The sequence below is a fragment of the Blautia sp. MSK17_66 genome (assembly GCF_020538025.1).
Lineage (GTDB): Bacteria > Bacillota > Clostridia > Lachnospirales > Lachnospiraceae > Blautia_A.
The window spans coordinates 1-23,875 of the sequence record NZ_JAJBNQ010000008.1 but is presented as its reverse complement, the minus strand read 5'-3'; the positions used below and the strand labels follow the sequence as shown (position 1 = coordinate 23,875).

19 protein-coding genes and 1 pseudogene are annotated in these 23,875 nt (G+C 45.7%); 17 read left to right on the top strand and 3 right to left on the bottom strand.

Going from position 1 to position 23,875, the window contains the following annotated elements:
• The first annotated feature begins 1 nt into the window (after position 1).
• Positions 2–3,706: a helicase-exonuclease AddAB subunit AddA gene (gene addA / locus LIR34_RS05600; protein ID WP_173902223.1), complete on the top strand. Its 3,705-nt coding sequence runs from the start codon at positions 2–4 to the stop codon at positions 3,704–3,706.
• A 35-nt stretch (positions 3,707–3,741) separates the two neighbouring features.
• Here the strand turns inward: addA and LIR34_RS05595 are convergent, their stop codons facing one another.
• A complete protein-coding gene (locus LIR34_RS05595) occupies positions 3,742–5,151 on the bottom strand; it encodes an RsmF rRNA methyltransferase first C-terminal domain-containing protein (RefSeq protein WP_173902222.1) in 1,410 nt (469 codons plus the stop codon).
• Positions 5,152–5,411: 260 nt separating this feature from the next.
• On the opposite strand from LIR34_RS05595, the gene LIR34_RS05590 reads away from it, so the two are divergent.
• The 15 genes from LIR34_RS05590 (at position 5,412) to LIR34_RS05520 (ending at position 22,057) form a co-directional block, all read left to right on the top strand.
• Complete coding sequence (locus tag LIR34_RS05590) at positions 5,412–5,735, top strand: PadR family transcriptional regulator (RefSeq protein WP_161283888.1); 324 nt, start codon at positions 5,412–5,414, stop codon at positions 5,733–5,735.
• Positions 5,732–6,436, top strand: a complete 705-nt coding sequence (locus tag LIR34_RS05585) for a DUF1700 domain-containing protein (protein ID WP_173902221.1) — start codon at positions 5,732–5,734, stop codon at positions 6,434–6,436. The genes LIR34_RS05590 and LIR34_RS05585 overlap by 4 nt, the downstream gene beginning before the upstream one ends.
• On the top strand, positions 6,433–7,299 hold the full coding sequence (locus LIR34_RS05580; protein ID WP_173902220.1) for a DUF4097 family beta strand repeat-containing protein: 867 nt from the start codon (positions 6,433–6,435) through the stop codon (positions 7,297–7,299). Before LIR34_RS05585 ends, LIR34_RS05580 begins: the two co-directional genes overlap by 4 nt.
• Positions 7,300–7,409: 110 nt before the next feature.
• A complete protein-coding gene (locus LIR34_RS05575; RefSeq protein ID WP_161283891.1) occupies positions 7,410–7,595 on the top strand; it encodes a PspC domain-containing protein in 186 nt (61 codons plus the stop codon).
• 82 nt (positions 7,596–7,677) lie between these two features.
• Complete coding sequence (locus LIR34_RS05570) at positions 7,678–7,860, top strand: small, acid-soluble spore protein, alpha/beta type (protein WP_161283892.1); 183 nt, start codon at positions 7,678–7,680, stop codon at positions 7,858–7,860.
• Between the two features lie 154 nt (positions 7,861–8,014).
• On the top strand, positions 8,015–8,728 hold the full coding sequence (locus LIR34_RS05565) for an ABC transporter ATP-binding protein (RefSeq protein ID WP_173902219.1): 714 nt from the start codon (positions 8,015–8,017) through the stop codon (positions 8,726–8,728).
• On the top strand, positions 8,722–12,561 hold the full coding sequence (locus LIR34_RS05560) for an FtsX-like permease family protein (RefSeq protein ID WP_173902218.1): 3,840 nt from the start codon (positions 8,722–8,724) through the stop codon (positions 12,559–12,561). Before LIR34_RS05565 ends, LIR34_RS05560 begins: the two co-directional genes overlap by 7 nt.
• Positions 12,562–12,736: 175 nt before the next feature.
• Positions 12,737–15,391, top strand: coding sequence for a valine--tRNA ligase (locus LIR34_RS05555; RefSeq protein ID WP_161283895.1), 2,655 nt, complete (start codon positions 12,737–12,739; stop codon positions 15,389–15,391).
• Between the two features lie 15 nt (positions 15,392–15,406).
• The gene (locus LIR34_RS05550; protein WP_161283896.1) at positions 15,407–17,425 is read left to right on the top strand and encodes an LTA synthase family protein; all 2,019 of its coding nucleotides are present in this window, start codon (positions 15,407–15,409) and stop codon (positions 17,423–17,425) included.
• A 130-nt stretch (positions 17,426–17,555) separates the two neighbouring features.
• A complete protein-coding gene (locus LIR34_RS05545) occupies positions 17,556–18,857 on the top strand; it encodes a bifunctional folylpolyglutamate synthase/dihydrofolate synthase (RefSeq protein ID WP_173902217.1) in 1,302 nt (433 codons plus the stop codon).
• Between the two features lie 12 nt (positions 18,858–18,869).
• Complete coding sequence (locus tag LIR34_RS05540) at positions 18,870–19,022, top strand: hypothetical protein (RefSeq protein WP_005424949.1); 153 nt, start codon at positions 18,870–18,872, stop codon at positions 19,020–19,022.
• A gap of 32 nt (positions 19,023–19,054) precedes the next feature.
• Positions 19,055–20,263, top strand: coding sequence for a hypothetical protein (locus LIR34_RS05535; protein ID WP_173902216.1), 1,209 nt, complete (start codon positions 19,055–19,057; stop codon positions 20,261–20,263).
• A 311-nt stretch (positions 20,264–20,574) separates the two neighbouring features.
• Positions 20,575–20,919, top strand: coding sequence for an anti-sigma factor antagonist (locus LIR34_RS05530; RefSeq protein WP_161283899.1), 345 nt, complete (start codon positions 20,575–20,577; stop codon positions 20,917–20,919).
• Positions 20,903–21,328: an anti-sigma F factor gene (spoIIAB, locus tag LIR34_RS05525; protein ID WP_161283900.1), complete on the top strand. Its 426-nt coding sequence runs from the start codon at positions 20,903–20,905 to the stop codon at positions 21,326–21,328. Before LIR34_RS05530 ends, spoIIAB begins: the two co-directional genes overlap by 17 nt.
• Before the next feature lie 9 nt (positions 21,329–21,337).
• Positions 21,338–22,057, top strand: a complete 720-nt coding sequence (locus LIR34_RS05520; RefSeq protein WP_173902215.1) for a SigF/SigG family RNA polymerase sporulation sigma factor — start codon at positions 21,338–21,340, stop codon at positions 22,055–22,057.
• 64 nt (positions 22,058–22,121) lie between these two features.
• Here LIR34_RS05520 and LIR34_RS05515 read toward each other — a convergent pair whose 3' ends face one another.
• On the bottom strand, positions 22,122–22,622 hold the full coding sequence (locus LIR34_RS05515; protein ID WP_161283902.1) for a QueT transporter family protein: 501 nt from the start codon (positions 22,620–22,622) through the stop codon (positions 22,122–22,124).
• A 286-nt stretch (positions 22,623–22,908) separates the two neighbouring features.
• On the opposite strand from LIR34_RS05515, the gene LIR34_RS05510 reads away from it, so the two are divergent.
• A complete protein-coding gene (locus LIR34_RS05510; RefSeq protein WP_161283903.1) occupies positions 22,909–23,112 on the top strand; it encodes a hypothetical protein in 204 nt (67 codons plus the stop codon).
• A gap of 87 nt (positions 23,113–23,199) precedes the next feature.
• Here LIR34_RS05510 and LIR34_RS05505 read toward each other — a convergent pair.
• Positions 23,200–23,811, bottom strand: a pseudogene (locus tag LIR34_RS05505) (stage V sporulation protein AA); the annotation flags it as partial.
• Positions 23,812–23,875 lie beyond the last annotated feature (64 nt).

The following is a 23,875-nucleotide window of genomic DNA, read 5'->3' as shown; positions in this document are numbered from 1 at the left end:
GATGGGAATGAAGTGGACCGAGGAGCAGAGGAAGGTTATCACTCTGCGTGACAGAAATATTCTGGTTAGTGCGGCAGCCGGCTCCGGAAAGACAGCCGTCCTGGTACAGAGGATCTTAAGTAAGATCATGGATCCAAAAAGGCCGGTGGATATCGACCGGCTTCTGATCATGACATTTACAAGAGCGGCGGCAGGAGAAATGAAAGAGAGAATCTCCAATGCGATCGATCAGGCATTGTACGAAAATCCGGACAATGAACATCTGCAGAAGCAGGCAACACTGATCCATAATGCCCAGATCACGACGATCGATGGATTTTGTTCCTATATCATCCGGAATTACTTTCATATGGTGGATCTTGATCCGGGATATCGTACTGCAGAAGAGGGAGAACTGAAGCTTCTCAAGGAAGATGTCATGAAGGATCTTCTGGAAGAGGCATATGAGAAAGCAGATCCGAAATTTCTGAGTCTGGTTGAGTGCTATGCATCAGGAAAATCCGATGATGAGATCAGAGAGATGGTTTATAAGCTTTATAATGCGGCGATGAGTCATCCTTTTCCGGAAGAGTGGCTGGAAGAATGTCTGAATGTCTATCAGGTGGAAAACATAGAAGATCTCCGCAAAACAAACTGGATCCGTCTTCTCTGGGAAACGCTGGATGAAAAGGTCATACAGGCAGAAGCACTGGCAGAGAGTGCCAGAAGACTGTGTGAAGAGCCGGACGGTCCCTATATCTATGAGGAAGCACTGGCAGACGATCTGAATTTCTGGAGAGAGATAAGACGGCTTAAGGATACCAGAGATTATGACAAGGTGGCAGAGACTCTCGCAGGTCATACGTTTGCGAAACTTTCAGCAAAGAGGGACAGTTCCATAGATCCGTTCAAAAAAGAGCAGGCGAAGGAACTTCGGGATGAAGAAAAAGAAATCTGTAAAGAGCTTTCGACGAAGTTTTTTAATCAGAAGGAAGAAATCCTTCTGGAACTGATCGCCTGTGCAAGAGAGCCGCTGGAAGGACTGACAGAGCTTACACGTCAGTTTAAGGAGGCTTTTTCCAGGAAGAAAAGAGAAAAAAATCTTTTGGATTTTACGGATATGGAGCACTTTGCACTTCGGATACTTGTCGAAAAAGTGGATGAAGAACTGATACCCACACAGGCGGCCCGTGAATTATCCGAAAAGTATGAAGAGGTCATGGTGGATGAATATCAGGACAGTAACTTTGTGCAGGAGCTTATCACAACGATGGTATCCGGCTGGGTGTCAAAGCGCAAAAATATTTTTATGGTAGGTGATGTCAAGCAGAGCATCTACCGTTTTCGTCTGGCAAGGCCGGAGCTTTTTATGGAGAAATATCATAGTTATTCTCTGGAAGACAGCGAGGAACAGAGAATCGACCTGCACAAAAATTTCCGAAGCCGTGCAGAGGTACTGAATTCTGTCAACTATATATTCCGTCAGATCATGGGAGAGGATCTTGGAGGAATCACTTATGATGACGATAATGCTCTGTATCCGGGAGCATCCTTTCTGGAAGGAGAAGATCCGGAGTTTGTCCGCACAGAGGTTCTCATTGTAGAAAAAGACGGCGAGGAAGCACAGGATGAGCAGGAGCAGAAAAATGCGAGAGAGATGGAAGCCCTGGCAATCGCACAGCGCATCCACAGGATGATCGGAAAGGACAGGATCCTGGATAAAGAAACTGGAGAATATCGCGAGATAAGGTATGGAGATATTGTGATTCTTCTGCGAAGTGCCACGGGTTGGTCAGAAACCTTCAGCCAGGTTTTAAGTTCAAGAGGGATTCCGGTGTACTCTGCGTCGAGAACAGGATATTTTTCTGCACAGGAGGTGGTAACACTTCTTAACTATCTGAGAGTCTGTGACAATCCGCTGCAGGATATTCCGCTGACAGGCGTACTGCATTCTCCGATTGTAGGCTGTACGGCACAGGAGCTTGCGATGCTTCGAAGTGAATGTCCGGATGGAAGAGTATATGACAGTATCTGCGCTTACGTGGAAAAGGCAGAGGAAATATCCGAAGAAAACGTGGAAAAACTCCGACTTGTGCAGAAGTTGAAACTGTTTTTGAGCCAGCTCACAAAATTTCGTGATATGGCGGCTTATACACCGATCCATGAGCTTATCCTGTACATTCTCAAAGACACGGGATATGGCAGATATGCAAGGGCAATTCCGGGAGGTGCACAGAGAGGGGCAAATCTGCATATGCTGGTCGAAAAGGCAATGGATTATGAAAAAACCAGTTACAGGGGACTGTTTAACTTTATCCGTTATATTGAAAAGCTTCAGAAATATGAGGTGGATTTCGGTGAAGTCAATCTGGCAGATGCAGGCAGCGGTGCTGTGCAGATCATGACAATCCACAAAAGCAAGGGACTGGAGTTCCCGGTCGTGTTTGCGGCAGGGATGGGAAAACAGTTTAATTTCCAGGACATCAATGCGAAATTTCTGATTCATCCGGAGCTTGGCTTTGGGGTGGATGCGATCTTTCCGGAAAAGAGACTGATCGTATCGGCAATGCAGAAGCAGATCATCAGAAGGGAACTGAAAAGAGAGAGCCTGGGAGAGGAGCTGAGAGTTCTCTATGTGGCACTGACCAGAGCAAAAGAAAAACTTATTATCACCGGTTCGATGGGGAATATAGAGGCTGCATTAAGAAGCGTGTCCCGTTATATGCACAGTGAAGAAACCCTGCTTCCACTGGGCGTGCGTTCGGAAGCCAGAAGCTACTGGTCCTATATCCTTCCGGCACTGGTCCGTCATCCGGCAATGAAAGAACTTCTGGCGGAGTACGGGATTTTTGGGAAGCCGGAAAAAATCTGTGAAGAAAATGCAGATTTTCTGATTAGCAAGGTGACACTTGGAGAACTGGTACAGGGAGAGATACTGGATCAGACAGATGCACAGCTTCGGGAAGCGTTTTTCAGGGAATGGGACAGTGAAAAAATTTACGATGAAAACATCCGGCAGGTGCTGAAAGAGAAATTTGACTTCAGTTATCCGTATGCATACCTCAGAGAACTGCCGGTGAAGGTAAGTGTTTCAGAACTGAAAAAACGAAAATATGCAGACGAGGAAGAAAAAGAATCTGCTCTTTATCCGGAGTCGGAGATGGTTCAGATCGTACCGGGATTTATTTCCGGCGAGAGAGAAGTGACGCAGGGAGCAGCTCGTGGAACAGCCTATCACCGGGTGATGGAATGTCTGGATTATACTCGTCTGGATGGAATCCGGGAGATTGACAGACAGATCAGAACCCTGGTGGAAGAGCACAAGATGTCACCGCAGGAGGGCGAATGCATCTACAGAAGAGATATCCTTGGTTTTGCAGAGTCAGAACTGGGACAGAGAATGAAGCGGGCGGCACAGGATAAGAAACTTTACCGGGAGCAGCCGTTTGTGATGAAAGTAGACAGGAAGGAACTGGACGCTTCCTGGAGCGGCGATGAGACGGTTCTTGTACAGGGAATCATAGATGCGTATTTCTTGGAAGGTGAGGACATTGTGCTGGTGGACTATAAGACTGACCGGATTGCCCGGGGAGAAGAAAATAAGCTGATCGAACGATATAAGACACAGCTGGAGGATTATGCCTCGGCACTGGAACGGATGCTCCACAAAAAAGTAAAACAGAAATATATTTATTCCTTTGCACTTCGTAAGGAATTACTGCTGTAAGGCATGAGATGGAAATATCCCGCGTCTGGAGAGTATCAAACTCTCCAGCCTGCGGGATATTTGTTTTTGAGGGTCTGGCCGACCAGCTTGCCGAATCCGATGGGATAGCCGTCTGCACAGAGAAGATGCCACCCCTTTGCATGGGCTGCTTCTTCCGGTTCGATATTCAGGGTTTCGCCTTTCAGATAACGTGTCAGACGCTCATCCGACACGGAGAGGGAAATGACTGCTTCGGCATCACCTTTATGCAGAGCCAGTGCAAAAGGTTCTGACGGCTCGAAGCGGTTCTTCTTGAGATCACCGAGATAAAGTCCGTTTCGAAGAAAGGTCAGTCCGCGGAAATCGCCGGTGAGCGGCGGAAGATAATACACCTTGTCCTTTCGCGTCTCCACCCGGTTCCAGTCAAAAGGCTTTCCGCCGAGCATCTTAAGGCCGATTTCTTTCAGGAAAAGTTCCAGCCATTTCCGAGTTTCCGGATTTGGCTTTGCTAAGGACGGGGAGGCGATCAGATCTGTGCGGCCTTCCTTTTGAAACAGTGCCATGAAGTGTCCCTCTCCCTGCGTTTTGTGTGGAAAAAGGTGTACACAGCGGCTGAGACGAGGATCTTTGTTGCCCCAGTCCGGAACGCCTGGAGTGAATCCTTCATGGGATGGGAGTTCGATCAGTTCCATTTCCGGGCGATTTTCAAGAAGCCAGGAGACAACGCCCTCATCCTCCTCCGGCGCGAAGGTACAGGTGGAATAAAGAAGCTGTCCACCGGGACGGAGCATATCGGCAGCCTGAAGGATCAGTTCCCGCTGTATACCGGCAAGCTCCCTGGATTTCTCAGGAGACCAGTCTCTGGCAAGAGCTTCTTCCTTGCGGAACATTCCTTCGCCGGAGCAGGGGGCATCCAGAAGGATTTTATGGAAAAATTCCGGGAAGCGTTCCCTGAGGCGGGCAGGTGTCTCGTTGGCGACAAAGGTGTTGGTGAAGCCAAAAAGTTCTACATTGCGAAGCAGGGCACGGGTACGAGAAGCACTGATGTCATTGGCGACCAGAAGTCCTTCGCCGTTTTGCCGTGCGCCAAGCTCTGTTGTTTTACCACCCGGGGCGGCACAGAGATCCAGCACATTTTCGCCGGGGAGGACCGGCAGGCAGGATGCAGGAGTCATGGCGCTGGGTTCCTGAAGATAATAAAGCCCTGCCTGATAAAACGGACAGTAAGACGGGTGCACATCCTCCGGATAAAAATAACCGTTTGGAATCCAGGGAATCGGCGTTACCGGGAACGGAACGAGTTTTTCAAATTCCTCGCAGCTGATCTTGGAAGTGTTGACGCGAAGACCGTAGGTTCTTGGTAAATCATAGCTTCTGATAAAAGAATCGTATTCATCGCCGAGCATTTCTCTCATTCGTGCAAGAAAGGCAGGATGAAGAAGTTCTGTAATATTCTGTTCTGACATAAAAATCTCCTGTTTTATTAAAGTATCGGAAGGATTGTATCCTGTGGAACAATTGTAACTGTTTACAGCTAAACATGTCAAAACACCTCGCGGGATACTACCTTCTGAATAGCTATCAAACTACGATAAAAGTATAAATCAGGCCGGCCAAATAGAAAATACTATTGACAAAACTATATTATATATTATATAGTATTAGTAACAAAATAATATTATACATAACAATAATATTATAGAATATATGAACAGGAAGTGAGAACATGGTATTTAATACAGGTGCAGCACTTCTGGATGCAATCGTACTGGCGGTAGTTTCCAAGGAGGAGGAAGGAACCTACGGTTACAAGATCACCCAGGATGTGCGGAGCGTGCTGGAGGTATCTGAGTCCACACTATATCCGGTTCTTCGCAGACTTCAGAAGGATGAATGTCTGGAGACATATGATATGGCATATGCGGGCAGGAATCGCAGATACTATAAGATCACAGAGAAGGGAACAGCACAGCTGAATCTTTACAGAGTTGAGTGGAAGAATTATTCAACGAAGATTTCGAAATTGTTTGAGGGAGGCATAGAGTTATGAACAGAGCGCAGTTTATGGAGCAACTGAAGAAACTGCTTTCTGATATCTCGGAGGAGGAACGCCAGGAGGCTCTTGACTATTATGAGAGTTATTTTGATGACGCCGGGGAAGACCAGGAAGCAAATGTGATCAGGGAACTGGGAAGTCCGGGTAAGGTGGCCGCGATCATCAAGGCTGATCTTAAGGACAGCTCGCAGGATTACGGAGAATACACAGAGAAGGGGTTTGAGGATGAGCGTGTCAGACCGGAGCCGGAGATGATGCAGAAGAGAGGCGGCCGTGCAGAGCGTGGCTATCACGCTGAACGTAAAGGAGGCAATGCAGGTGTGATCCTGGCACTGATCCTTCTGGTGTTTGTTTCTCCGCTTATCAAGGGAGCGGTTGGCGGAATTCTTGGAGTTATTGTCACCCTGGCACTTCTTCCGTTTCTGATTGTGTTTGGAATCGGTGCAGCGGTACTGGTGCTTTTTGCAGTCGGAATCGCAGCTTTTGGTGCCGGTATCGGAGCATGCTTTTCCGGCAGCGTAGGATTTGGCATTCTGGGAGCCGGAATCGGCTGCATAGTTCTTGCAGTGGCACTGGTAGGTCTGGTATTTCTGATTTGGACGGCTACCAGGGTTCTGCCGATGCTGCTTCGGAAGTTTGTAGATTTTTGTAGTCGGCTTGTTAACAGAAATATGAAAAAGGAGGCGGGATTATGAGAAAAATTTCCAGAGTTCTTTTAAAAACAGCGTTGGGTCTGGGAGTTGCCGGTATAGGTCTTTGTATAGGAGGTGTAGCTATGGGAGCTACGATCACAGGCTTTGATCTTTCAAGGTACGGAGTTAATACGACCATTAAGAAGGTTGCAAAGTCAGCCTGGACAACGGGCAGTGATGTCTGGGATGAGGACTGGGATGAAATATCCCGCCTTGAACCGACAGAAACAGATAAGGACAAAGAAGTTTTTGAGACAGATTCGTCTGCTGATCTGGAATTCTCTTTAAGTGCAGGAGAACTCAGTTTTCAGCCTTATGACGGAGACAGGATCCGTATAGAAGTATCCGGTGCGAAGAAGGATAAGGTAAGGGTTGGTAAGGATGAGGGTAGTCTGGTCCTTGAGACAACCGGAAGAACACAGGACAGAAAGATCCTGGTATCTTATCCTCAGGGTTATACATTTGATGAGACATCCATAGAGATCGCCGCAGGAACTGTCACTCTGAAGGATGGATTTAACACCGGTGAGCTGGATGTTTCCGTGGCAGCCGGAGAATTTACCAATACAGGCAGGCTTACAGCCAGAGAAGTGAGTATTGAAGTTGGAGCAGGAAACGTAGAACTGTCAGAACTGGATACAAAGGAACTGGAGGCTGACTGTGGAGTGGGAAATATCGAACTGAATATTTCAGGCAGAGAAACAGATTATAATTATGAGATTTCCTGTGCGGCCGGTGAGGTAGAGATCGGCGGCAGTTCCTACAGCGGTATCGGACACAGTAAAGAAATTACAAACCCGAATGCAAAGGGTGATATGGAACTGAACTGCGGTGTGGGTAACATCACGGTTACATTTACAGAATAAGAGGTAACTATTCAGAAGGTAGTATCCCGCGAGGTGATTCGGAATGCATTTTGACTCGCAACTGTGAGGGTACTGAACAGTTAAGATTTTAAGAAAGAAGGCAGATTTCTATGAATAACAAACGACTTTACAAATCCTCTGTAAATTATATGCTGTGTGGTGTGTGTGGAGGCATCGCAGAATATTTTAATATTGACCCGACACTGGTACGTCTGGCGTGGATCATCTTTACCTGCTTTGGAGGAGCAGGAATCTGGGCATATATCATTGCGGCAATTGTAATCCCAAAAGACTGATACCAGATGAATAAATTTCTTCAAAACTGTCCATACTTTCCAAAAGACGTAACTGACAGTCATAATAAAGGAGTGAACGGACATGAATAAGGAGAAAGAGGTAGAAGCCTATCTTAGAGGCGAACTTCCGGAAGAAGAAAGGATCAAGTACGAGATCGCAGAAGAACTCGGAATTCTCGACAAAGTTCTTGAGAATGGGTGGAAAAGTCTTTCTGCAAAGGAAACCGGCAGGATCGGCGGACTGATGACGGGACGTAAAAAATAATAATATTGTATCTGGAAACTAAGTCAGAAAATTCACAAAAGCATTGAACGGACACTGTTCCGGTCAGTGCTTTTTGTGGTATACTAAGAAATAAAAGGGTTTGTCTGTAATATGAAGAAACTGTAAAAACAGAGAAAACGACAGGGAGATGTGAATGAACAGGAAAGAAGGATATGTGAAATTAGATAAAGTTTCCAAAATATATAAGATGGGTGAGGTTGAGATCCGTGCAGTTGATGAGATCAGCTTTGAAATTGCCAAAGGCGAATTTGTGGTCATTGTAGGACCGAGTGGTGCCGGAAAGACAACTGTCCTCAATATTCTTGGCGGTATGGATACCGCATCCAGAGGTCTTGTTCAGGTGGATGGAAGAAATATCACAGCCTACAACAGCAGACAGCTTACCGCATATAGAAGAGATGATATCGGTTTTGTGTTTCAGTTTTATAATCTGGTGCCAAATCTGACTGCCCTGGAAAACGTAGAACTTGCCATGCAGATCTGCAAAAATCCGTTGGATGCAAAGGAGGTCCTGCGAGAGGTCGGACTTGAGAAGAGGATGGGAAATTTCCCGGCACAGCTTTCCGGTGGGGAACAGCAGCGCGTCTCCATAGCGAGAGCACTTGCAAAGAATCCGAAGCTTCTTCTCTGTGATGAGCCGACAGGTGCACTGGATTATCAGACGGGTAAGGCGATTCTGAAGCTTCTTCAGGATATGTGCAGGGAGAAGAATATGACAGTGATCGTCATCACGCACAATTCGGCACTGACCCCTATGGCAGACCGGGTGATCCATATCAAGAACGGAACGGTTTCTTCGATGGAACAGAATGATCATCCGACACCGGTGGAGGAGATTGAATGGTAGGAAAACGCAGAAAAAAAGCATTGCACAAAGATTTCTGGCAGGAGATCCGAAAGAGCAGGGCACGTTTTATTTCGATATTCTGTATCGTGGCACTGGGAGTTGCATTTTTTTCCGGGATCCAGGCATCATCGCCGGATATGAGATTATCAGGAGATGATTATTATAATGAAGTACAGCTTATGGATCTCAAGATCGTGGGAACTCTTGGGCTGACGGAGGATGATATAGAAGCAGTCCGGGCAGTTGACGGTGTAGAGAGTGCAGAAGGTGCTTATTGTACAGATGTGATCTGCGGCGAGGAAAGGCAGAAGGTTCTTCATATAGAATCTGTGAATCAGAATGTGAACCAGCTTACTGTGACAGAGGGACGGCTTCCTCAAAAGAGTGGAGAATGTTTTCTGGATTCGGCTTTTGCATCAGGGCAGGGATATGAGATCGGGAGCACGATAAAGATGCGTCAGGATAAAGACAGCAGGCTTCTGAATACAGAGACCTATACGGTCGTCGGGCTGGGCAAAAGTCCTCTGTATATTTCCTTCAACAGGGGAAATACAACGGTTGGCTCCGGGGAGGTAAATGGCTTTGCATATGTTCTTCCGGAAGATTTTGATCAGGAGGTTTTTACCCAGATCTATATCCGGTCACATGGGACGGATAAGGTGATCAGTTACACGGATGCCTATGATAATCTGGTCGAGAGACTTCAGAAGCGGGTTGAAGGAATTGAGAAAGAACGCTGTCAACTTCGTTATAATGAAATAATGTCAGAAGCACAGGATAAGATAGCCGATGCAGAAAAAGAACTTGCCGATGGAAGAAAGGAAGCAGATAAAGAGCTTGCCGATGCCAGCAAAAAGCTTTCCGACGGTGAGAAAGAAATCCGTGACGGAAAGAAAGAATTAGAAGATGGCAGGAAGAAACTTGCCGATGCAAAAGAAGAACTTGCCGATGGCAAAAAACAGCTGGAGGATGCTAGAGCCCAGCTGGCTGACGGGAGAACCCAGATCTCTTCAGCCAGAGAACAGGCTGCCAACGGACAGGCACAGCTAGAAACAGCCCAGGAGAAACTGGATGACGGATGGTTACAGTACAATGCCGGAAAGAAACAATATGAGGAAGGCAAGGCTGAATTTGACAAGGCAAAACAACAGATAGAAGCAGGAAAACAAAAAATCGCAGATGGACGTGCCGGGCTTGAGCAGAAGCAAAAAGAACTGACCGATGGAATTGCACAGGTGACATCCGGGCAGGCAGCGGTGGATGCACAGATCACACAGCTGGAAGGGCAGATCGCACAGATTCAGGCGGGGCTTGAACAGCTTGCAGGGGTCGAAGAACAGTTGGGAGCGGCACAGGCGGCGACGGAACAGGCTTTCGGGGCAGTTCAGGCAGCACAGGAAAATGTAAACAGTGCGCAGACAGCCTATGACGAAGCACAGCAAAAAGCTGAAGCAGGAGAACTTTCGGAAGAAGAACTTGCAGTCTATGAGCAGGCTTTGAATGAGGCACAGGGACAACTGTCAGCGGCGGACAGTGCCTTAAACGAGGCGCAGGCAGCTGTGGATGCCTGTCAGCAGGCAGTCAGCCAGAAGGCAGAGCTTGAGAACAATCTGAGTGCGGCTCAGGGTGGGCTTTCACAGGCTCAGTCCAGTAAAACAGAACTGGCAGCTGCACTGGAGAGCCTGAAGGCCGGACAGAGTACCATTGACCAGAGCCGCATACAGCTGGACAGCGAATCGGCAAAGCTTGCAGCAGGAGAGAGGGAACTTGCGTCAAACGAAAAAACTCTGACGGCGAGTCGGAAGAAACTGGATGCAAGCCTTCAAAAGCTTCAGAGCGGTCAGGCTGAGCTGGACGCAAACCGGGCAAGACTTGAGGCGGCACAGGCGGAAATTGCAGCAAATGAACAGAAACTTTCTTCCGGTGAGGCAGAAATCGCTGCAAATGAGAAGAAGCTTAGTGATGGTGAAAAAGAGATCCGGGAAAATGAGCAGAAGCTCAAGGATTCTGAGAAGAAACTTAAGGATGCAGAGAAAGAATTAGAAGATGGAAAGAAAGAGTATCAGGATGGCAAGAAAGAAGCAGAGGATGAGATCCGTGACGGAGAACAGAAGATCAACGATGCGAAGGAAGAACTGAACGACATCAAAGAGCCTGAATGGATCATTACAGACAGGAACAGCCTTCCGGAATATTCGGACTATGGTGATAATGCAGACCGTATCAAGAGCATTGGTGAGGTTTTTCCTGTCATTTTTTTCCTGGTAGCGGCACTGATCAGTCTCACAACCATGACAAGAATGGTAGAAGAGCAGAGGACCCAGATCGGAACGATGAAGGCACTCGGATATAAAAAGATGGATATCGCCTCCAAATATCTGAATTATGCATTCCTGGCAACAGCCGGAGGAAGCGTGGTAGGAATTCTGATTGGCGAAAAAATGCTTCCATATATAGTCATCAAGGCATATGGAATGATGTACCACAATGTTTCCAATAATCTTCAGATTCATTACGAGTGGAAATATGCACTGACCGCTTCGATAGCAGCATTGATCTGTACGGTGGGAGCAACCATTATTTCCTGCCGGCAGGCATTGGCAGAAACACCGGCGGCTCTGATGCGTCCGCCGGCACCGAAAGAGGGAAAGCGAATTTTTCTGGAACGCATTCCGATTTTGTGGAAGCATCTGAACTTTACCTGGAAGTCATCGCTTCGAAATCTTTTCCGCTACAAGAAACGACTTTTTATGACAGTTTTCGGCATTGCAGGCAGCATGGCACTGATGCTGGTCGGTTATGGGATCCAGGATTCCATCTCAGATATTGTGAATCTGCAGTACAAAAATCTGCAGCATTATGATGGAACGATCATTGCTGATGATGACGCGGCTGAGACGGATAAGAAGGCACTTATAAAGGAACTGGATCAGAATTCAAAACTGGATCATTATACCAAAATCCAGCTTTCCAAGCTCACTGCACCGAATGGAAAGGCAAATTTAAGTGTATATGTCTATGTTCCGGAGAATCTTAAGAATTTCCAAAAGGATGTTACCCTTCGAAACCGCATAACAAAGGAACAGTACGAACTGACAGATGAGGGGGCGGCAGTCAGCGAAAAAACAGCAGCACTTCTGGATCTTAAGGCAGGAGACGAACTGATTCTCAAAAAAGACGACAGGGAATATAGGACAAAAATAGCCGTGATCACAGAGAACTATGCCGGTCATTATGTTTATATGACACCGAAGGTATATGAAGATGTCTTTGGAGAAGAACCCGATTATGAAGATATTGTATTCTTGGTCAGGGATGAGTATAAAGATCAGACGGAAGAAATCGGTCAGAAGATCATGGAGTCTCCAGCTGTACTGAGTATCAGTTATACAGCCAGCACAATGGAGATGGTAAACCGTATGCTCAGCACTCTGGGAATCGTTGTTGTGGTCCTGATCGTATCAGCTGGAATGCTGGCGTTTGTCGTGCTGTATAACCTCAATAATATCAATATCACAGAGAGGCAGAGGGAACTGGCAACGCTTAAAGTACTGGGATTTTTTGACAAAGAGGTTTCGCAGTATGTGCTGAGAGAAAACATTATCCTTACTGCAGTCGGGATTCTTTTCGGAGCGGTCTTCGGTATTGGTCTGCATAGGTATATCATTGTGACAGTTGAAGTGGATGCAGTTATGTTTGGAAGAAATATCCGGCCGGTGAGCTTCGTATACTGCGCACTGCTCACCTGTGTTTTCTCAGCTATAGTGAATCTGTTCATGCACAAAAAACTCAAAAAGATAAATATGGTAGAATCTCTGAAATCTGTAGAATAGGACAGATCCTGGAATCTGAGGTCAAAAATGGAAGAGAATATCTGTGAAATTTCATCAATCCTTCTTGACAAGGTTCCAAAATGCAATTATAGTAGTTTTCAGAGTCAGGCAAACTGCCCTTCACACAAGCAGTGTGAGGGGCTGTTTTTTCAATAAATATAATCAGGAGGATATTATGAGCAAAGAACTTGCAAAGACTTATGACCCGAAAGGGCTGGAAGAACGTCTTTATCAGAAATGGATGGATAACGGATACTTCCATGCAAAGGTAAATCCAGATAAAAAACCATTTACAATCGTTATGCCGCCGCCGAACGTAACCGGACAGCTCCACATGGGACATGCACTCGATGAGACCATGCAGGATATCCTGATCCGTTTCAAGAGAATGCAGGGATATGAAGCACTGTGGCAGCCGGGAACCGACCATGCGGCAATCGCAACTGAGGTCAAGGTTATCGACAAGCTCAAAAAAGAAGGCATCGACAAGCACGACATCGGACGTGAGGAATTTCTTAAACATGCATGGGCATGGAAAGAAGAATATGGCGGAAAGATCATCAACCAGCTTAAGAAGCTTGGAGCATCCGCTGACTGGGAAAGAGAACGCTTTACCATGGATGAGGGCTGTTCAAAGGCTGTACAGGAAGTGTTCATCCGCTTATACGAAAAAGGATATATTTACAAGGGTTCCAGAATCATTAACTGGTGTCCGGTATGCCAGACTTCTATTTCAGATGCAGAAGTAGAGCATGAGGATCAGGACGGATTTTTCTGGCACATCAATTACCCGATCGTGGGAGAAGAGGGAAGATTTGTAGAGATTGCAACTACCCGTCCGGAAACACTTCTTGGAGATACTGCAGTTGCAGTAAACCCGGAGGATGAAAGATACAAAGACCTGATCGGCAAGATGCTGAAACTGCCGCTGACTGACCGTGAGATCCCGGTTATCGCAGATGAATATGTTGACAAGGAATTCGGAACAGGATGCGTTAAGATCACACCGGCACATGACCCGAATGACTTCGAGGTAGGCAAGCGCCACAACCTTGAAGAAATCAATATCATGAATGACGATGCAACCATCAATTCTCTTGGCGGTAAATATGCAGGCATGGACCGCTACGAGGCACGTAAGGCAATGGTAGCAGACCTTGAGGCACAGGGACTTCTCGTTAAGGTTGTTCCGCACAGCCACAGTGTCGGCACACATGACCGTTGCGGCACAACCGTAGAGCCGATGATCAAACCACAGTGGTTTGTACGCATGGATGAAATGGCAAAGGCTGCAATCAATGCTCTGAAACCAGGAGAACTGGAATTTGTTCCGGCAAGCTTCGGAAAGACATATCTGCACTGGCTGGAAAATATCCGTGACTGGTGTATTTCCCGTCAGCTCTGGTGGGGACACAGAATCCCGGCGTACTACTGTGATGAGTGTGGTGAAGTGGTCGTGGCAAGAGAAATGCCGGAAAAATGCCCGAAATGCGGATGTACACATTTCCATCAGGATGAGGATACTCTGGATACCTGGTTCAGCTCAGCCCTGTGGCCGTTCTCCACACTTGGATGGCCGGACAAAACACCGGAGCTGGAATACTTCTATCCGACAGACGTTCTTGTAACAGGATATGATATCATCTTTTTCTGGGTTATCCGTATGGTATTCTCTGCTCTGGAGCAGACAGGAGAAGTACCGTTCCATCATGTACTGATCCATGGTCTGGTACGTGACTCTCAGGGACGTAAGATGAGTAAATCTCTTGGAAATGGTATCGATCCACTGGAGGTTATTGATAAATATGGTGCAGACGCACTTCGTCTGACACTGATCACAGGAAATGCACCTGGAAACGACATGCGTTTTTACTGGGAGCGTGTAGAGTCCAGCCGTAACTTTGCAAACAAGATCTGGAATGCATCCCGTTTCATTATGATGAACCTGGAAGGCAAAACAGTAACAGAACCAGAAAATCTGAACGAGCTCTGCTTTGAGGACAAATGGATCCTTTCTAAGCTGAATGCAGTGATCCGTGATGTAACTGACAACATGGACAAATACGAGCTGGGAATCGCTGTTCAGAAGGTTTATGATTTCCTGTGGGATGAACTCTGTGACTGGTACATCGAAATGGCAAAAGTACGTCTCTGGAAGGCAGATGAGGATCCGAAAGCTGCAAACGATGCACTCTGGACACTGCGCACAGCACTGACAGAAGGCCTGAAACTGCTTCACCCATATATGCCGTTTATTACAGAAGAAATCTACTGTACACTTCTTCCGGAAGAAGAGTCCATCATGATTTCTGACTGGCCGGTATATCAGGAGGCATGGGTATTCCCGGAGGCAGAAAAAGCAGTTGAGAGCTTCAAGGAAGCAATCCGCGGAATCCGTAATACACGTACAGAGATGAACGTACCGATGAACCGTAAGACTCATCTCTACGTTGTTGGCAAGGATGCAGAAACCTGTGCAAGATACGAAGCATGCAAGAAATCTTTTGTAAACCTTGCATTTGCAAAAGAAATCCATGTACAGGAGAACAAAGACGGAATCGGTGAAGATGCAGTATCCGTTGTTGTATCTGATGCAGTTGTATATATGCCTCTGGAAGATCTTGTAGACAGAGAAAAAGAGATGGAACGTCTCAAGAAAGAACAGGAACGTCTCACAAAGGAAATCGCAAGATGCCAGGGCATGCTGAATAATCCGAACTTTGTCAACAAAGCACCGGAAGCAAAGGTAAATGCCGAAAAAGAAAAGCTTCAGAAATACGAAGAAATGATGGAAAAGGTAAACGTACAGCTTAAACAGATGGAGAATTAATAAAGGAGTATTCGGATGAAATGGTATAAAGTGTGTAACCGGATCTCACTGCTGCTTCATGCACTGTGCAGTACGGCAGGATATTTTCTGATCGAGGCGATCAGCCGTCATTCATTTTCGGCGGCATGGACATACATGACCACAAAACCACTTATCTTTGCATATAATGCCGCACTGATCTTTACAACGTCATTGCTGGTGTATCTTTTTCGCAAGAGATGTTTCTGGCGTGTGCTGATAGCAATTCTGTGGCTTTTGCTGGGCATTGTCAATGGAGTGATTCTGTTAAACAGGGTTACTCCGTTTACCGGACCGGACCTTCATCTTCTGACAGATGGAATGGCAGTGTTGAATAAATATCTTCCGTCCTGGGGAGTTGTAGTGGCACTGATCATACTGGGATTTTTTGTACTTCTTCTTCTCGTACTTCTGATTAAAGCACCGAGCTATAAACGAAAGGTGAAGTTTCGTTATGACCTTCTGCTTGTCGTTGTCGGAGCAGCACTTTTTGCCGGAGCCACGCAGCTGGCACTGGAAAAAAGAGTATTGTCCAACTACTTTGGAAACATTGCATTCGCATACGAGGACTATGGCTACCCATACTGTCTGGCGGTTACGATCTTTGATACAGGAATCAGTTGTCCGAGAGATTACTCAGAACAGGAGATTACACGGATCGAGAAGACAGAAGATAATCTTCCTGCCACAAAGGAAGACAGCAAACCGAATATTCTCTTTCTGCAGTTGGAGTCGTTTTTTGATCCGACACTGGTAAACTATCTTAATATTTCAGAGGATCCAATCCCGAACTTCCGTAAATTGATGAAAGAATACAGTTCAGGATATTATAAGGTGCCTTCTGTAGGAGCAGGAACTGCCAACACAGAATTTGAGTCCATCACAGGGATGAGCCTTCACTATTTCGGACCGGGAGAGTATCCTTACAAGAGTATCCTCAAGGAAACCACCTGCGAGAGTGCACCATATGTACTTAAGAATCTGGGATATGTGACTCACGCAGTACATAACAATGAGGCAAACTTCTATGGAAGAAGAAGTATCTTCCCGAATCTCGGATTTGACACCTTTACCTCTGCGGAATATATGCCGGAGGAAGAGGACAAAAATCCACTTGGCTGGACAAAGGATGAGGTTCTGACAGATGAGATCATCAAATGCCTGGACTCCACAGAAGAACCGGATTATGTATATACAATTTCGGTGCAGGGGCACGGCGGTTATCCGGAAGAATCCGTGCTGGATGATCCGGAGATCACCGTTACAGGTGCAGCTACCGAAAACCAGAATAACCAGTGGGAATACTACTGCAATGAGATTCATGAGATGGACCAGTTTGTCAAGGAACTGACAGATGCGCTTGCTGACTATCCGGAAGATGTGATTCTTGTTATGTATGGAGATCATCTTCCGACTATGGGACTCACCGTAGAAGATCTTAAGAACAAATATCTTTTCCAGACACAGTATGTTATGTGGGACAATTTTGGGCTTAAGAAAAAGGACGAGAACCTGGCAGCATATCAGATGGCGGCAGAGGTTATGGACCGTGCAGGAATCCATGAGGGTACTGTTTTTCGTTATCATCAGGCAAGAAGAAACACAAGAAATTATCAGGTGGATCTGGAAACCCTTCAGTATGATGTGCTTTACGGAAAACAATATTCTTATGATGGTGAGAATCCGTTTCAGAGGACCAAGATGCGTATGGGACTTTATGACGTGACACTGGATTCAATGGAGATGGTTTCGACGGCAGATTACACCTATCGCCTCAAAGGAACAAACTTTACGCCATCCAGTCAGGTTAAACTGAATGGAGACTGGTATGATACAGTATATGTAAATCCGACGACGCTGATAATCTCCGGAACAGAGATCAACGATTTTGACCGTCTTTCCGTTGTTCAGAGAAGCAACAGTTCTACCAGAAAAGCACTGAGCAAGAGCTATGACCGTTCTGCCTATATGCTGTATAATGAGAATAAATGGAAAATTCCGTCAGAAGATTCATAATTCTGACGAATAAAAGATTACGATTGGTACTGGACATCTTTCACCACTCATATATAATGGATATCGTAGTAGCAGGGGAATTTTTTCCTGCTGCTGCGAATACATTATAGGATAAGTGGTGAATTTTTTTATGAATTACGAAGAAGCAGTTGCTTATATTGAAGAAACTCCGAAATTTACGACCAAAAATAAAATGGAACACACAAAGGAATGTCTGAAACGCCTTGGAAATCCACAGGATAAATTCCGTGTGATCCATGTGGCCGGTACGAATGGTAAGGGAAGTACCTGTGCATTCCTGACTTCCATTTTGAGAGAAGCAGGATACTCCTGCGGACTTTTTACCTCGCCGCATCTGGTTGTGATCAATGAACGTTTCCAGATCAATGAGAAGAATATCAGTGATGAAGTGTTTCTGGATGCATTCTGCAAGGTGAAAGAACTGGCAGATGAACTGGTAAAGGAAGGAAACTATCATCCTACCTATTTTGAGTTTTTATTCCTGATGGGAATGGTGATCTTTGCAGATGCAGGCGTGGACTATGTAGTACTGGAGACAGGACTTGGCGGAAGACTTGATGCAACAACAGCGGTAGAAAATCCTGTAGCCTGTGTGATCACTTCGATCAGCTTTGATCATATGCAGTATCTCGGCAATACGATCGAAGAAATTGCGGGAGAGAAAGCAGGGATCATTGTTCCAGGCGTACCTGTGATCTATGACGGAAACGATCAAAAGGCGGCAAAGGTCATCAGAGAACGGGCACAGGAGCTGAACAGTCCATGCTATGAAGTTACGAGGGAAGATACGGAAATTATACGAAATACCTGTTCCGGCATTGATTTTTCATTTAAGAATGAGTATTATGGTAACACAGTGTTTTCCATTCCGTTCATTGCACTGTATCAGGTGATGAACAGTTCTCTCGCACTCAAGACAATGGAGATTCTTAAGGAGGAGATTCCGGTATCGGCAGAAGCTGTGAAGAAAGGACTTATTGAGACACGCTGGCAGGGAAGAATGGAAACCGTATTGCCGGGAGTCATTGTAGACGGTGCCCATAATGAGGATGGAGTTGCACGATTCGTAGAAACGGCAGCACATTTTCAGAAGGACTATCCGCTTACTCTGCTGTTTTCTGCTGTGGATGATAAGGATTATACGGATATGATTCGCACCATCCTGGACAAGATCCAGTTCAGACATGTAGTGGTCACTCAGGTAGGCGGCTATCGTAAAGTACCGGCTGAACAGCTGGCGGAGATTTTTAAGGAGAATGGATGTACTTCGGCAGAGGTCTGTGAAGATGCAGAAGAAGCATTCAGGAAAGCACTCTCGGAAAAAGGACACGATGGACTGCTGTTTTGTGTAGGTTCCCTTTATCTGGTGGGTGAGATTAAAACCGCCATTCTTAAGGGAATCGGGAAATAAGGAGAAATTATTATGATCGATTATGAAGAGGAACTGAAGAAATTTGAACCCTGTCTGGATGTTACAGACGCAGAGGGTGCAATTTATGACAGAGAACTGACAGACATTCTGGATGTCCTTCAGGAGGTCTTGAGAGAAGCAAAAAGCAATAGACGTGTAAAATAAGACAAATCAATACACAAAGGGAGAAACATTGAATGAATTGTGTGAACTGTGGGGCATTTCTTACAGACATGGATCTGGACTACTGTCCGAACTGCGGATACAATGTTCTGATTCAGAAAAAAGTGGATTACCTGTCAAAGAGTTTTTATAATCAGGGGCTGGAAAAAGCAAGTATTCGTGATCTTTCCGGTGCAATTGCATGTCTGAAACAGAGTCTGATCTATGATAAAAGAAACATCAAAGCGAGAAACCTTCTTGGACTTGTGTATTTTGAGACGGGAGAAGTGGTTTCCGCACTCAGTGAATGGGTCATCAGTAAGAATCTGCAGCCAGCCAGAAATCTTGCAACAGAATATATCAATAAGCTTCAGGCCAACAGAAACCGTCTGAATGCGATCAATGAAACAATCAGGAAATACAACAACGCGCTGATGCTGTGTCGTGAAGGACATGAAGATATGGCGGCGATCAAGCTTCGCAGGATTCTGTCTCAGAATCCGAAACTGATCAAGGGATATCATCTTCTGGCATTGATCCAGATGAAGAATCACGAATGGAACAAGGCGAGAAGAACCCTCAAAAAAGCTGCACGCATTGACAAGACAAATACGACAACGCTTCGCTTCCTGCGAGAGGTGGATGAGCAGACCGGTGTAACGACCAATCTGGAAAAAAGCAAAAAAGGACTTTTTCATTCCAATAAGGCTTCGAAACAGGATACGGATATTTTTGCATCGGAGCAGGTTATGCAGCAGCCGGTTTATAAGGAACGTTCAGGACTCTCAGCCTTTTTTATCCTGATGGCAGGAATTGCAGCAGGGGTAGGAGCGTTCTGGCTTCTTGCAGCACCGGCGATCCGCCAGGGCATTTACAAGGAAGCGAATCAGCAGATTGTTCAGTACAGTGAGTCGCTTGCGAGCCAGGCAGCTGAGCTTACCAAAGCACAGAGTGATGCAAAAGAAGCTACAGAATCCGCGGATGAGGTAAGCCAGCAGCTTACATCAGAGCAGACAAAGAGCAAAAGCTATCAGGCACTGCTCCAGGCATATGCGGCTTATCAGCAGAAGAGCTTTGATGATGCGGCCCTGGAACTGCAGAATGTGCAGCAGGATGTCCTTTCCGACTCACAGAAAACAATCTATAATACGATCAGTCAGGCTGTAAATTCCGGAAACACCGGATCATCAGATGATGGAAGCGATGACAGCGGAGAATACGACGATTCGGAATATTATGAATAATAGTAACTATTCAGGAGGCAGTATCCCGCGAGGCGTTTTGGCATGTTTTTTGCCAAAATCCCGAGACATACAAGGCAAAATGCCATCACCGAAGGTGATTTGGAATGCATTTTGACTCGTAACTGTGAGGATACTGAACAGTTACAATAATAGTAACTATTCAGGAGGCAGTATCCCGCGAGGGGACTGAACAGTTATGAATAACTGTAAGACAGAAATAAGCGAAACGATATAAGAAAAACCTCGGAGAAGGGGATGTACATAGAGTACATCTCCTTTTTTCTTTCGACATATCTGAGAAGGGGGACAAAATGAGCGAAATATTTGAATTCAAAGAAGCGGTTCTGACTATTCATCTTCCGCAGGAACTGGATCATCCGCAGTCGGACAGGATCCGAAAAGAAACCGACAGGATCATGAGCAGAGCCTATATCAAAAAAATAATATTTGATTTTGAGAATACAGAATTTATGGACAGCTCCGGTATTGGTCTGATCATGGGAAGATACCGTGCCCTTGGGATGGGACAGAAATGTATAGCAGCTGTCAATGTGGACAGGTATATGGATAAACTGCTTCACCTGTCAGGAGTTCACAGATACATGGAAATTCAGAAAAAAATCGAAGAGGGAGGACATTATGGAAAGGACGAATGAAATAACACTTATTTTTGACAGTCTGCCGGTGAATGAAGCATTGGCGAGGATCACAGCTGCATCCTTCTGCACACAGCTGAATCCGACGCTGGAGGAAGTGGCGGATCTGAAAACCGCAGTATCAGAAGCGGTGACTAACAGCATTATCCATGGGTACGAAGGAGAAGTACATAAGATAGAAATGAAACTTCTGCTTACCGGCCAAGAAATCTATGTAGAGATCACGGACCATGGAAAGGGGATTGAAGATGTAGAGAAAGCGATGGAGCCTATGTACACTACAAAGGCAGACAAAGACCGCTCGGGCATGGGGTTCACTTTTATGGAGGCGTTTATGGACGACCTTAAGGTGGAATCACAGGTTGGAGAAGGAACACGTGTTCGCATGAAAAAAATTATCGGTCGATAGGGAGGGGATATGGAGCATACTCTTGCCCTGATCGGGCGTGCACACCAGGGAGATAAAGAGGCAAGAGATACTTTATTTAAAGAAAATACAGGACTGATCTACAGTGCTGCCAGGCGATTTCTTGGAAGGGGCGTGGAGATGGAAGATTTATTTCAGATTGGCAGTATCGGCCTTCTCAAAGCCGTGGATAAATTTGATCCGGCATTTGATGTAAAGTTTTCAACGTATGCGATTCCAATGATCATTGGAGAGATGAAACGCTTCTTCCGGGATGACGGGATGATAAAGGTAAGCCGGGCTATAAAGGAATGTAGACACAGAGTCTATCAGGCACGGGAGAAAATTGAGAGAGAATCCGGGCGGGAGCCGACGATCCAGGAACTTTCGGAAACACTTGGAATTGCGGCGGAAGAAGTTGCCATGGCTCTGGAGTCCGCTGTAAATGTAGAATCTATTTACAAAACGGTTTATCAGGGAGAGGGAACAGATATTTCACTGATCGATAAAATCCCAGAGAAAAAAGATGAGCAGGAGAATCTGCTGAACCGGATATTTCTGGAAGAACTTCTGGGGGAACTTAAGAGCGAAGAACGAAGGCTGATCTATATGAGATACTTCCGGGATATGACCCAGACGCAGGTGGCTGAAGTTCTGGGAATATCACAGGTACAGGTGTCGAGGATGGAGAAGAGGATATTGGAGAAGCTGAGAAATTCGCATAAGGGATGAAATAAACAATAAGTCTTATAAGAAGTGTAGCTGCTGAAAAAAACAGCAGCTACCTAAAAAATCACTATTTACTGTAACTTGTTTTTCCAAAAACAGATCCCTTTACTTTGGAAAGTGCGGTAAGAACGATCATTCCGAAGATTCCGCAGGAAATGACTTCGCCGGCACCGACGGTCAGCATCATCAGCGGGATCGGAAGATTTACACCATATCCGTAGTAAAGAACGAAAGGTACGATCACTGTGTTGGCGGCGATTGGCGGCAATGGAGCAAGCCATTTGCTGGCACCGCGCAGCTTGTAAGTAAAAATTGCACCGATCAGTGTTGCAATACTTCCGAAAATGATATCTACAGGAATCGCACCGCCAAGAAGATTGGAAAGAATACATCCTACAAATAATCCCGGGATTGCAGCCGGTGTAAAGTATGGCAGAATAGTCAGTGCCTCAGAGAAGCGGACCTGAACTTCACCATAGCTTAATGGAGCAAACAGCAGAGTCAGAACTACATAGATAGCACCGATGGCAGCTGCCTGTACAAGGAACATAGTGTTTTTGTTTTTCATTATTCAATTCTCCTTTAGTTTTGTTTTATGAGTGGAAGGTCACGAACACTCAGCACATTTTACGGCGGTGACCGCCGGTCAAACCCTGTAAGACCTTGTTTTTATGGGCTTTGACGGTAGAGAGTATAGCACAGGAGAGACAGAAATGCAAGACAAAAAGGATCCTGTAAGTGGATGAAACGAAAAAGATAAGTACTAAAATAAAATCACAAATTTCCATGGACATATTTCAAAAGTTGAGGTAAGATGGTACAGATGTTAATTATAGAAAGGCAGATTTATAGACATGGAAGAGAAGATTCTTGATTTCATCATGGAGTATGCACAGGAACATGAGAATGTTCCATTTCAGATTATTGAAGAAAATTTCAATATTCAGATGGATGAGAGCTTACGATCTATCATCAGTGATGCAATCTGGGACAGAGATAATGTTTCAGATGTAGTCATCGAAAATGACGGCTACATGATCAGTTGTTTTGAGGACTGATCATTTACAGTCAGGGAAAGAAATCATTCGGCAGACAGAGGACAGAAACGGGAGACCGTGTTCTGTCCTTTGTTGTTGAGGGAGAGATCAGGAAGCCTTCTTCTCATTTGGATTTTTGCAGAGATTTTTCCTGTTGAGATCCTCGAGGATGGTTGCGTTGACATCGTCCTCGTATTTACGCATCTGTACCTGCATTGGAGTAGGATCGGCCGAAAAATTCAGACGGCTGAAATGATTAAAGAAGAACAGAACTCCGATGGCAAGGCCGATAGAGTAGGAAATCTCCAGGACAGTAAAACCGCTGGAGATTTCTCCCGTCACCTGAAAATAAACCTGCTGAAATAACCTGCCAACATCCACATCTGTATTAAAGGTCATGATGGAAAAAGCAGCTCCGAAAAAAGTGGCAAGGCAGACGAAAAAGATTTTGAACCAGCGAAATACAGTGCCGGATGCAGAGCTTTTGCGGTAGGTAAGAATGAAATCGGGTTCTCCTATATGAGAAATGCTGAGATCAGGTTCTTTTTTCTGGATCATATCGATCAGATCCATGGCGGACATGACATACTGACCGGATTTCATGTGATCCAGGCTGGCAACAGGAAGAACACGGAGACGGTTCAGGACTTTTGCGTTGCTGCAGGCAAGCTTTGCGATGTCCTGAAGATAAATATGCGGATGCTGTACCTGAATATTTGTATCAAGCTGTAAATGAAAAGCCTAATCCCCCAGCTATGCTGGGGAGAATGGAGTAGGCGGAAGC

Bases quoted from the DNA above. Each gene is read 5' to 3' on its own strand.
- addA (WP_173902223.1), top strand. From the start codon at position 2: ATGGGAATGAAGTGGACCGAGGAGCAGAGGAAGGTTATCACTCTGCGT.
- LIR34_RS05595 (WP_173902222.1), bottom strand. From the start codon at position 5,151: ATGTCAGAACAGAATATTACAGAACTTCTTCATCCTGCCTTTCTTGCA.
- LIR34_RS05590 (WP_161283888.1), top strand. From the start codon at position 5,412: ATGGTATTTAATACAGGTGCAGCACTTCTGGATGCAATCGTACTGGCG.
- LIR34_RS05585 (WP_173902221.1), top strand. From the start codon at position 5,732: ATGAACAGAGCGCAGTTTATGGAGCAACTGAAGAAACTGCTTTCTGAT.
- LIR34_RS05580 (WP_173902220.1), top strand. From the start codon at position 6,433: ATGAGAAAAATTTCCAGAGTTCTTTTAAAAACAGCGTTGGGTCTGGGA.
- LIR34_RS05575 (WP_161283891.1), top strand. From the start codon at position 7,410: ATGAATAACAAACGACTTTACAAATCCTCTGTAAATTATATGCTGTGT.
- LIR34_RS05570 (WP_161283892.1), top strand. From the start codon at position 7,678: ATGAATAAGGAGAAAGAGGTAGAAGCCTATCTTAGAGGCGAACTTCCG.
- LIR34_RS05565 (WP_173902219.1), top strand. From the start codon at position 8,015: ATGAACAGGAAAGAAGGATATGTGAAATTAGATAAAGTTTCCAAAATA.
- LIR34_RS05560 (WP_173902218.1), top strand. From the start codon at position 8,722: ATGGTAGGAAAACGCAGAAAAAAAGCATTGCACAAAGATTTCTGGCAG.
- LIR34_RS05555 (WP_161283895.1), top strand. From the start codon at position 12,737: ATGAGCAAAGAACTTGCAAAGACTTATGACCCGAAAGGGCTGGAAGAA.
- LIR34_RS05550 (WP_161283896.1), top strand. From the start codon at position 15,407: ATGAAATGGTATAAAGTGTGTAACCGGATCTCACTGCTGCTTCATGCA.
- LIR34_RS05545 (WP_173902217.1), top strand. From the start codon at position 17,556: ATGAATTACGAAGAAGCAGTTGCTTATATTGAAGAAACTCCGAAATTT.
- LIR34_RS05540 (WP_005424949.1), top strand. From the start codon at position 18,870: ATGATCGATTATGAAGAGGAACTGAAGAAATTTGAACCCTGTCTGGAT.
- LIR34_RS05535 (WP_173902216.1), top strand. From the start codon at position 19,055: ATGAATTGTGTGAACTGTGGGGCATTTCTTACAGACATGGATCTGGAC.
- LIR34_RS05530 (WP_161283899.1), top strand. From the start codon at position 20,575: ATGAGCGAAATATTTGAATTCAAAGAAGCGGTTCTGACTATTCATCTT.
- spoIIAB (WP_161283900.1), top strand. From the start codon at position 20,903: ATGGAAAGGACGAATGAAATAACACTTATTTTTGACAGTCTGCCGGTG.
- LIR34_RS05520 (WP_173902215.1), top strand. From the start codon at position 21,338: ATGGAGCATACTCTTGCCCTGATCGGGCGTGCACACCAGGGAGATAAA.
- LIR34_RS05515 (WP_161283902.1), bottom strand. From the start codon at position 22,622: ATGAAAAACAAAAACACTATGTTCCTTGTACAGGCAGCTGCCATCGGT.
- LIR34_RS05510 (WP_161283903.1), top strand. From the start codon at position 22,909: ATGGAAGAGAAGATTCTTGATTTCATCATGGAGTATGCACAGGAACAT.